Here is a 10,672-nt window from a genome sequence, read left to right on the forward strand (position 1 = left end):
TCGAATAAAAAAAAGAAAAAGTCCCGTTCGATGAACGGGACTTTTTCTTTCATATATTATTCTACCACCGTAAGTTTTACAATGTTTAAAGCCAAATCAGAAGGCTTCAATTCAGAACCATCTGCCTTGGTATCTTTTTGTAAAGTAATTTCATTTGCAACAAGTTTTGCAAATACAGCATCGTAATCTTCCTGTGTAAATGTCTTAAACTTAGATGTTTCCATAGGAAGCATAACGCCATCTTTATCCGCACCTTCTACTAAACTTTGGCCACCAGGAAATTCTTCTGCGTAGTAAGCATTTAAAGCAGATTCTACGGAAGCAGCTAATCCCTTCATAGCAGAAGTAATAACCGTATCAGATTCACTGCTTTGGTCTACGTCAACACCGATAACTACCTTATCTGCCGCTTCTGCTGCAGACATAACGGAATTACCAACACCACCGCCGCAAGCGAAGATACATTCGGTTCCTTCAGAATACCAGGACGCAGCCTTAGTTTGTACTTCAGGAGTTGCATCAAAACCACCGGTATAGTGATATTTTAAATCAATCGAGTCAATACCCATCTCCTTAGCAGCAGCTTCTGCACCCTGTGCAAAACCGTATCCGTAACGGATAACTGCAGGAACTGCCATACCGCCCATAAATCCAAGCTTAGTATAGCCATCTTTTACCGCAGCATATCCAGCTAAATAACCAGACTGCTCTTCGGCATAAACGATACCAACGGCATTGTCATTTGTTCTGTAATTATAGTCTGCATCATGTGGATTTCCATCGATTAAAATAAATGTAACCTCTGGATACTGATCTTGTGCCACATAAATTGGCTCTTCAAATAAGAATCCAGGAGTAACCACAATTTTTGCGCCACCCTGTACTGCTAACTCAATTGCAGCAAGGTAAGCATCATTACTTTGCTCGGTTGGCTTATAGTACTTATGAGAAATGTTGTTTTCCGTCGCATAAGCATCAATGCCCTCCCAAGTTCCTTGGTTAAATGATTTGTCATCGATCGATCCGATGTCAGTAATCATAGCAATTTCGAAGGTTTCAGCAGGCTCTGTATTTCCGCCGCAAGCAACCATTCCGAAAGCCATTACCATTACTAACAATAATGCCAATACTTTTTTCATTTCATTCTTCCTCCTAAAAATTTGTGTGTTAATCACCGTTACCATTATATCTCATTTTTTCCATCATGCAAAGATGTTTTTCATTGATGGTATAATTCCGATTTCCTTTGTTTTAATAAAGGAAGTTCATTACGAATGCGCTCTAAATAGTCTAAATCTATGTTTCCATAAGCGATGGAAGGATTGGAATCAAGCTTTGCGCAAAACTCTCCCCAAGGTGTTGCAATGCAAGAGCTCCCATAAGAATGATAGGAACTATCTAAATTACGTGCCGGTGAAACTCCTGCAAAATATACTTGATTATCCAATGCTCTGGCTCTCATAGTAATATCCCAATGTGCAGGCCCTGTCGTCATATTAAAAGATGCAGGCAATACCATCAGCTGTGCACCTTTCAATGCCATACTACGGAATAATTCAGGAAAACGAACGTCATAACAAATACCGATGCCCACTTTGCAAAATTCAGTCTCGATGACTGTAACTTGATTGCCTGGTGTAAAAGTATCTGACTCTATAAAACGAATTCCACCCTTTACATTAACATCAAACAAATGCGCTTTTCGATGTTTCCCAATTAAAACCCCATCCGGATTAAATGCAAAGCATGTATTATAAATTTTATCCTCCTCCTCTTCTGCTATGGATCCACCTATCAAGTAAATATTACATTCCTTTGCAAGTGATGATAACATCGAAACTGTCTTCCCATCTGCTTTTTCTCGATTTGCAACAATATTTTTATGAGAATAAGGAGTATGAAACATCTCAGGCAATGCAACCATTGCGGCTCCATTTTGAGCAGCTTCCCGTACCATTTTTGAAGCACGTTCACGATTTTCTTCCGGACTGTCAGTCACAAGCATTTGACAAAGAGCTAATTTAAAATTCAAAAAATCACATCCTTTCATTGCTGATTTTTCATTTATAATACAAAAGACTAAATAACAAGACTTTCTTTTATTATTGCACTATTCTCTTATTTATCAAAGAGTTTTTTGAAAAACACTCTATACATCTTATAACAATATTTTCTACAAAATAAAAAAGAGCAACCTCTTTTCATCATTTAATGAAAGAGATTGCCTTTTTCTTAAGTTAAATTACGGACGAATAAACATCTGTACCCAGTATGTCTTACCGTTACTATCCGTTACATATCCAACACCGATTTCTGTGTAGTTTGCATTTAAAATATTTGCTCTATGGCCTTCGGAATTCATCCATCCATTCATAACGGATTCTGGAGTTTTCTGGCCCATTGCAATGTTTTCACCTGCTGATTTATAACTGATTCCAAACTGCTTCATCATATCAAATGGTGAACCATAAGTTGGTGACGTATGAGAGAAATAATTCTTATCTCGCATGTCGGCAGCTTTTGTTTCTGCAACAGAAGATAGTTTTGTATTTAGGGTAAGCGGTGAAAGTCCCTGTTTTGCTCTTTCTTGATTAACAAGAGTTACTACCTGCTGTTCATATGTACCGACGGATGCGTTCTCTGTTGGTGCAGTTACCTTTGGCTGTTCTGTTGATGTAGTGGCCTTTGGTTGTTCTGCCGGTGCAGTTGTTTTTGGCTGTTCCACTGGCTTGGTTGCCTTTGGCTGCTCTGTTGGTGCAGTTGCCTTTGGTTGTTCTGCCGGTGCAGTTACCTTTGGTTGTGCAGCTGGTGCAGTTGCCTTTGCCTGGTTTGCCGGTACCTTCACTGGTTTAATTGTTTTAATCAAATCTTGTGGTAATTTTTCAATCTCACATGGGAATTTTTCTAAAAACTTTTCTAGAGTGTCTAATGTTTGATTTTGATCACAATTAAAATCAAACGATTCTAACTTATAGATATTGCTGGAGCAATTGTTGTTAATTTGTAGTGCATCTAAATTAATTTGATTTTTTTCTGCTGCTGAGGCTTGTACCGGTACCGCCATGACCATTAACATGCATAGAGGTAACAGCTTTTTAACAAAACGATTCATAGAATTTGTCCTCCTTTAATTTTCTGAGTGTTTTGTGTCTATTTTCCGCTCAATTGTAATTATAATGTAACAAAAAGCCTCATTCCAACCCTCAAAATTATCCAGTTTTAAATTCTTCCAAAAAACGGCATAAAATTCTCGCTGTAATCCCCCAAATAGCGTTATCTTTATAATGAAAAATAGGTACCGTATATTGCCCCTCAAGCCATTGATACTTTTCAACCGAATCAATCATATGATAAGGGAAATCGTCTCCAATTTGAGGCTTTACGGAGAATGAATATATATAAGGTTTCATGTTTAAAAAGAATGAAACAGGTACAAGGAACAGCTCTTTTACTTCATTAGAATTAGCAATATATTCCGCTTTTCCATTATTTTTAAATTGTAGAAGATTCATAGCTTTTTTGGATATTGTACCAATAAATGTGTGTATTGTTACATTAGTGTAGTTATGAAGCGTATCAAATTGTCCATAAATTTCAATCTCTGCTTCTTCAATACCAAGTTCCTCTGCGGTTTCTCGGCACACACATTCCTTCAATGTTTCATCTAATTCTCGTCTTCCACCGGGAAAACAAACTTCTCCCGGCTGATGTTTTAAATTATCTGAACGAACTTCAAACAGCAAAGATAATTCCCCTTCCCAATTTACAAGAGGAAGAAAAACTGCATTTTCTTTTTTTATCTCCATAAGATTTGGATTTCTATTTTCTAAGGTATGTTTAATATGATTAATATCCATAAAATATTGATTCTTCTCCTAATTTTTTTCAATAAAAAGGCGGTAAACCGTTTACCGCCTAATAATATACCCAAATTTCTCAATTTATGATTTCATATCTATTTATATAATCACCGAGTTCTTGCATCTCTGCACTAATGCTTACAATAAAATCGGGGCCATATTTCTGTGAGATTCGATCCAAACGTGTTAAAAATTCTTCTAAATCTTTTAGTTGAACATCCGCATATTTCAATATGCTCTCGATGTAAACTTCCTCAATATCATGATCCGAACTAATTACGCCATATACAAAGCCGATATACTCATCTGTATTTGTAATATGCTCATAATCTTCCATGCATACCACCCGTATCCTATGGTTTAAATCCAACATAAGTCTGTGATTCTTGTTAATGAATACGATGCTGCCATCCTTGGCGTCTACACTTTGGTTAGCAAGAGATATCATCTGTTTGGTTTTTCCACTACCCTTGTGTCCAACTAATAATTTAACCATTTGAACCGCCTCCTCTTTTTCATAATTTTGAGATAATTTAATTATACACTAAGCATTCAAATGGGGCAAGAAAGAAAAGTGAAATGGTTAGTATTTTTGATTTAATCGTAATTGACCGCATGCAGCCGAAATATCACTACCCAATTCCCTTCGAATCGTGACAGGAAAGCCTTTTTTATCTAATATCTCCGCAAATTGTTCGGCGGCTTCTCTTCTTGTTCCTGTCCACTGATTTTCCTTTACCGCATTCAAAGGAATTAAATTAATATGACATAAAATTCCTGCTAGTTTGCTCATTAACTGCTGTGCATGTTTTGGAGTGTCGTTCACTCCTGCCACCAAAGTATATTCAAATGTAATACGTCTACCTGTTTGTTGTATATATTCTCTGCAAACTTGAAGTAAATCATCCATCGGATATCGTTGATTAATTGGCATAAGCTTACTACGTGCATTATCCTCTACTGCATGCAAGGAAATGGCAAGGTTAACCTGCGGATAGTCCTTAGCAAATTCTTTAATTTTGGGAATAATACCACAAGTAGATACTGTAATATTGCGAAGTCCCATATTTAAACCATCTTTGTCATGAATCAATTCTAAAAAGCGACATAGATTCTCATAATTATCAAACGGTTCTCCTGTGCCCATTACTACTACATTACTAATTCTTGAAGCCGTATCCTTTTCAACCATTAAAATTTGATCCACCATTTCACTGGCAGTCAAGTTACGCTGTAATCCATTTATAGTTGATGCACAAAAGCGGCATCCCATACGACATCCTGCCTGAGATGAAATACAAATGGAATTTCCATGTTTATACTGCATATAAACGGATTCAATGGCATTTCCATCGTGTAATCCAAATAAATATTTACGCGTGCCATCTTTTTTGGAAATTTGTCTTTTTAATATTTCAAGATGACTGATTTCTGCAACTTCATCAAGCTTTTCTCTTAAATTTTTAGGAAGATTCGTCATTTCTTCAAAAGAAAAAATTCCTCGATGCATCCATGAAAACACCTGTTTTGCACGAAAACTCGGTTCACCCATATTTTGAAAAAATACTTTCAGCTCTTTTATATTCATTTCTTTAATGTTTGATTTCATTTTATTCCTTATATCATATAAATGTATGACATTTTTATCCCTTCTTAAAATAAATGGTATGAATGTTATTATACCACAAAAAAAGAAGATTAGCCCCGTTCATTTAATCTGAAAACCTGCTATATTTTTTTTAAAAAATAAAAAAGCATTCTAAAAAGAAATAGAATGCTTTTTATAGACTAGATATGGGTATCTAGCAACTCCCCTTTCCAATGCTTTTTATTGTTAAATCAGTACCAGGCTTGCCATTTCATTAAAGATGGATACTTTCCTTTTCGAATTCGACTGCCAGTGCCTTTTCAACAAAGAGGAGCGTCATTTAAAATCGGTTACTACGTTTCTTTCCAAAAGCTTAAATGTAAGTCTTCTTTAGATTGTATCACCGAATTTTTTCGTATATAATGCTTTCAATTCATCACGGAATTGTGGATGAGCAATTGCAATTAAATTTTTTGCTCTCTGTCTAAGGGTTTTTCCTTTCAATTCTGCAATACCATATTCTGTAACAACATAATCTGCATCCTGTCGGGATGTCGTTACAGCAGCACCCTGCTGGATGCATCCTGTAATTTTAGAAATCATAGTACCATCTTTCTTTACTGTAACAGATGGCATTGCAATAATTCCTTTCCCTTTCTGATCGAGTGACATTGCTGCACCACGCATAAAATCAACCTGACCACCAACACCGCTAAACTGCATATCACCAATTGTATCAGAAACTATCTGACCCATAAAATCTACTGATAATGCAGAATTAATACAAACCATGTTTGAGTTTTGTGCAATGACAATCGGGCTATTAACATAGTCTACCGTATGCATTTCCAAAACCGGATTCTTATGTGCAAAATCATAAAGGCGTTTTGTTCCCATTAAGAATGTTACTATCATTTTTCCTTTATTTATTGATTTTTGAGAATTATCAATGACCCCAGCTTCATACAAGTCAACCACACCATCCGAAATCATTTCAGAGTGAATCCCAAGATTTTTCTTATCTTTTAAAGATTGTAATACAGCATCTGGAATTGCACCAATACCTAACTGTAGGGTTGCTCCATCAGGAACCAATGAAGCACAATATTTACCAATTGTTAGTTCAACATCTCCAATATGTGGAAGCTTTAAGTCTGGAAGCGGTTGTGAATGTTCTACAAAAGCATCAAATTCGCTAATGTGTACAAATGTATCTCCATAAGTTACCGGCACTTGATCATTAATTTGAGCAATTGCCGTTTTTGCAGAACGAATGGCTTGTACCGAATAGTCTGCCGATACACCTAAATTGCAATAACCATGTTCATCCGGAGGAGACACCATAGCTAAACAAACATCCACATGAAAAATATCTTTACGGATATAATGTGGTACTTCATGGAAAAAAACGGGTGTAAAGTCACCTCTTTTTTCTGCTACACAGCCTCTTGTGCATGCACTAAGGAACCAACCGTTAAATTTAAAACAATCTTTGTATTCGGGTTTGGTATATTCACCTTTACCAAGAGTAACCATGGTGCTTACCTCTACATCGCGGTAAGCATCTGCATTTGCAACCATTGCATCGATCAATGCAAGGGGTTCGGATACTGCATGAGACAATACTACTTTATCCCCTGATTTTATCAATTTAACAGCTTTTTCTGCTGTTGTCAGCTTCTTTTTGTAATCTTCTCTCCAGTTCAACATGAAATCCTCCTATTAACATAGCAACAATCAGATATTATTTTTTTAATAAAAAAATTAGATATCCTCTTTCCGAATTCACTTGTATGTACAATAGTATAGCTTTATAGGTTCATAAATTCAACCCATTTTTGTCTTTTTTTAACAATAACTTCAAATATTTTTCTTTTGTCGCAAATTGTATTATTTATTCATAAAATAACTATTTTATTTCATATTAATTTTCCATATTTACAATTTTAACCGTAATTATTCCAATTATGCGCTCAAAAAAAATAACTTGACTTTTATCTTCTACAAGTGCAGAACATTAATAGAATATATTCTACATTTGCCGAAGGAGGATACAAAATGAAACGGTTACCGGATTCAGAACTGGAAATTATGTTAATTATATGGGATGCTGCTAATCCAGTATCACGGACCTATATTCAAGAGCGTCTGCAGCGCTCCCGTGAGATTGCACCCACTACAATACTTTCCTTTCTATCACGTTTGGAAGCGAAAGGGTTTTTAAAGGTTGAGAAGAGAGGAAAAAGTAACTACTATTTCCCTTTAATTCGCCAAGAGGATTATGTGAAAAATGAAAGTAAAACCATGCTGGAACGATTTTTTGGAAATTCAATTAAAAATTTTGTAGTTCAGCTAAGTGATTCTGATATGGTAGAAGAATCAGAGCTACAGGAATTAAAAAAATTCCTGGACCGATTCTAGAAGGGAGATATTTTATGCTGCATACTGTATTTTCTAATTTTATGAGCATTTCACTATTTATGTCTCCAATCATAATTATGATTTACTTGCTTTCACCATTGCTGGACAAAAGATATTATGCGAAATGGAAGTATTATCTTGGGGTATTGATTATTATACAGCTCTTGGTTCCTTTTACTTTTTTTATTTCAAACTCTTCGTTCCCTATTCATTCGATACAAATGGCAGCAGGGACGAATCCTTTTCAAAGTGCCGTTTTGCACAAGATAGAAAGCGCCAATGAAATTCTAAGTAAAAGTACTGTAGCATCCGTTGATCCAACCGTATCATTTATCCATAACATTCCGATACTATGGATACTTTCGGTAATTGTTTTTGCTGTATTCCACATTTTACGATATCAATATACCTTGTGGAAAATAAAGCCTTGGTTTCAAGAAGCTACTTCCCAGCAAAATCAAATACTTTATAAGCTTCAAATTGAAAGAAACATTCATAAGTACATTTCCGTAATGAGATGTGCAAAAATTAAAAGTCCATTAATGTATGGCATTATTAAGCCTAGGATAATAATTCCTTGCATAGATTATAGTGAAAAAGAATTACTTCTTATTTTTAAGCATGAACTTACACATTATGAAAAACACCATCTCTTTATAAAAAGCTTAATGTTCATCTCTGTTGCTTTTCACTGGTTCAATCCATTCGCCCATATGTTTTCTCATATGATGAACGAAACCATTGAGCTTTGCTGTGATGAAGATGTGATACATATGTTGAATGACAACGAAAAAAAGAGATATTTAGAAACGCTGTTAAAGTCCATAACGACTAGTTCGAAATGTAACGTTCCACAATTTACAACCAATTATAGCGGAGGAATTAAAATGATGAAAAAAAGATTTACCATTATTACAACAACACATAAAAAAAAGAAAGGACTTCCTGCATTTCTATTGGCAGTAATCCTATGTATAAGTATGAGTATTTTAGCTGGCTGCCGAGTTGATGCAGAAAACGGAACAATAACAGGACTACCAAATGGTATGACCGGAATTTTTGCAGAAAATCAAAGAAATGAAGCATTAGAAAAATTAATCATTGAAGCCAATAAAATTCCGGAAGAATATCTAGAAAAAACCTTTTATTATTATAATTACGTAGATTTAAACGATGATGGTAACGATGAAATATTTGCAGTTGTTATGGGTCCTTATACCAGTGGAACGGGAGGCAGTACAGGAATGATTATTTCTCAAAATAACGGAAATCTAACCGTTCAGCAAATACTCTCTTTGATCCGTACACCAATTATCGTCAGTGAAAATACTACAAACGGATATCATGACTTGCTTGTAGAATACAGTGGCGGCGGCGTGGAACCTTCCTACGTTTCTTTAACCTATAAAGACGGCGCATATACCGGCGTTTCCTATGCTGAAAAAATAGAAAAAATTGATGACATAAATGGAACCATTATTCTATGCAATGATATTGAAGAGGACATTAAAAACGATAAGGTATTCTTTTTGAAATAACCTTGACAGAATCATAAATAGGTAGTATATTACACGCAAATGTAATGTGTTACCTATTTTTAGTTTAGGTGATTTTAATGTATGATTTTGAAAAAATGGAGGTAACTTTAAAATGAAAACAAGCATTCTATATGCAACTATGACCGGTCATAGTAAAAAAATCGCCCTCGAAATTGCAAGAGAGTTAAACATTTCTGCTTACAACATTAAAGAGAATCCTCAGATAGATTCTTGCGATTTACTTTTAATTGTTAGTGGTATTTACGGTGGACAATGTAAACAAGAACTATTGGAATTTGTAAAACACTTAAATGGTACTCAAGTGAAATCCGCTGCACTTATAACATCATCCATGAAAAAAGTAACACAAAAAGCGATACGTGAAGTACTTACTTCTAATGGTATCGAAGTCAAAGAAGAAGAATATCTTTGTCAAGGTGGTTTTTTATTTATGGGATTATCCCATCCAAATAAGGATGAAATTGCTGGTGCGGTTGAATTTGCTAAAAAATACATAGTTGATTAAACATGTAGTCCCTTTCTTGCAATCCAAGTTGCACCATCCGGTTTTATAACTAAGATATCTACATCCCCTCCAACGGTTTTTAACCGACGTTGAAAACGCATAGCATCCATGGTAGATTTTATTGCATATTGAGCAAAATCAATGGCATCCTGTAACGTAAAATACTGCCATGGTATGGGGTGTTCTGTATGCTTTTTATATACATACTGCCCCCTCACATCTTCTTCACGCATATAAAGCTCTGTAGTCATACGGCTTAAAATATCTCTTTCTCCATCCCATAAAGCACCTTGTGCCGAAGTATCAATGGGTTCTATTTTTTTTTGTAACGTATTAATACGATAAATTTTTGCAATACAACTGTTTGCATCTTTTTTATATCCTGCAACAAAAAATGTTGTATCCTTGGCTGGCTCAAGGTCTTGAAAATGCTGTTGCAGCTTTTGTGGCAGCTCATCAATATCCATATATGGATTCTTTCGTATAAAATCTTCTATATAACCGGTAATCGGTGCATTTTTTATTATGGCATTGCCGCAAGTTGACAAACCAATCCCATTATCAAATAAAAATGTCTTGTATGCTGTGTCCGTAAAATAAACACCATATTGCTCTACAGTGGTCTCCACAAATCCCTCTTGTTCCGATGGAATCTTTTCAATGCGATTATGAGTTGTACGACTGTCACTGGCCATAACAATGCCCTCATTTACATGAACGGTAACGATTAACGACATGA

General features: G+C 35.4%; 11 protein-coding genes. 3 read left to right on the forward strand and 8 right to left on the reverse strand.

Annotated elements, in window-relative coordinates; genetic code table 11:
* Positions 1-56 precede the first annotated feature (56 nt).
* The 7 genes from I2490_RS16110 to I2490_RS16140 form a co-directional block, all read right to left on the reverse strand.
* Positions 57-1,139 carry a BMP family lipoprotein gene (locus tag I2490_RS16110; RefSeq protein ID WP_206460772.1) on the reverse strand — a complete coding sequence of 361 codons (1,083 nt, stop codon included), beginning with the start codon at positions 1,137-1,139 and terminating at the stop codon, positions 57-59.
* An 80-nt stretch (positions 1,140-1,219) separates the two neighbouring features.
* Positions 1,220-2,032: a carbon-nitrogen hydrolase family protein gene (locus tag I2490_RS16115; protein ID WP_245157234.1), complete on the reverse strand. Its 813-nt coding sequence runs from the start codon at positions 2,030-2,032 to the stop codon at positions 1,220-1,222.
* Between the two features lie 210 nt (positions 2,033-2,242).
* Positions 2,243-3,112, reverse strand: coding sequence for a CAP domain-containing protein (locus I2490_RS16120; protein WP_245157235.1), 870 nt, complete (start codon positions 3,110-3,112; stop codon positions 2,243-2,245).
* 97 nt (positions 3,113-3,209) lie between these two features.
* Positions 3,210-3,857, reverse strand: coding sequence for an NUDIX hydrolase (locus I2490_RS16125; protein ID WP_206460774.1), 648 nt, complete (start codon positions 3,855-3,857; stop codon positions 3,210-3,212).
* Positions 3,858-3,936: 79 nt separating this feature from the next.
* Positions 3,937-4,356 (reverse strand): hypothetical protein, encoded by a 420-nt coding sequence (locus tag I2490_RS16130; RefSeq protein ID WP_206460775.1) that lies wholly within the window; start codon positions 4,354-4,356, stop codon positions 3,937-3,939.
* 87 nt (positions 4,357-4,443) lie between these two features.
* A complete protein-coding gene (gene rlmN / locus I2490_RS16135) occupies positions 4,444-5,469 on the reverse strand; it encodes a 23S rRNA (adenine(2503)-C(2))-methyltransferase RlmN (RefSeq protein WP_206460776.1) in 1,026 nt (341 codons plus the stop codon).
* Between the two features lie 369 nt (positions 5,470-5,838).
* Positions 5,839-7,158, reverse strand: a complete 1,320-nt coding sequence (locus I2490_RS16140) for an acetyl-CoA hydrolase/transferase family protein (protein WP_330634709.1) — start codon at positions 7,156-7,158, stop codon at positions 5,839-5,841.
* A gap of 348 nt (positions 7,159-7,506) precedes the next feature.
* Between I2490_RS16140 and I2490_RS16145 the strand changes: the two genes are divergently transcribed.
* The 3 genes from I2490_RS16145 (at position 7,507) to I2490_RS16155 (ending at position 9,933) form a co-directional block, all read left to right on the forward strand.
* Positions 7,507-7,869 carry a BlaI/MecI/CopY family transcriptional regulator gene (locus I2490_RS16145; protein ID WP_206460777.1) on the forward strand — a complete coding sequence of 121 codons (363 nt, stop codon included), beginning with the start codon at positions 7,507-7,509 and terminating at the stop codon, positions 7,867-7,869.
* Between the two features lie 14 nt (positions 7,870-7,883).
* Positions 7,884-9,407, forward strand: coding sequence for a M56 family metallopeptidase (locus I2490_RS16150; protein ID WP_206460778.1), 1,524 nt, complete (start codon positions 7,884-7,886; stop codon positions 9,405-9,407).
* 112 nt (positions 9,408-9,519) lie between these two features.
* Positions 9,520-9,933, forward strand: a complete 414-nt coding sequence (locus I2490_RS16155) for a flavodoxin domain-containing protein (protein ID WP_206460779.1) — start codon at positions 9,520-9,522, stop codon at positions 9,931-9,933.
* Here I2490_RS16155 and I2490_RS16160 read toward each other — a convergent pair.
* The gene (locus tag I2490_RS16160) at positions 9,930-10,670 is read right to left on the reverse strand and encodes a hypothetical protein (RefSeq protein WP_206460780.1); all 741 of its coding nucleotides are present in this window, start codon (positions 10,668-10,670) and stop codon (positions 9,930-9,932) included. The two genes, I2490_RS16155 and I2490_RS16160, sit on opposite strands and share 4 nt — an antisense overlap.
* Between the last annotated feature and the right edge of the window lie 2 nt (positions 10,671-10,672).

The sequence above is a fragment of the Anaerovorax sp. IOR16 genome (genome assembly GCF_017168145.1).
Lineage (GTDB): Bacteria > Bacillota > Clostridia > Peptostreptococcales > Anaerovoracaceae > IOR16.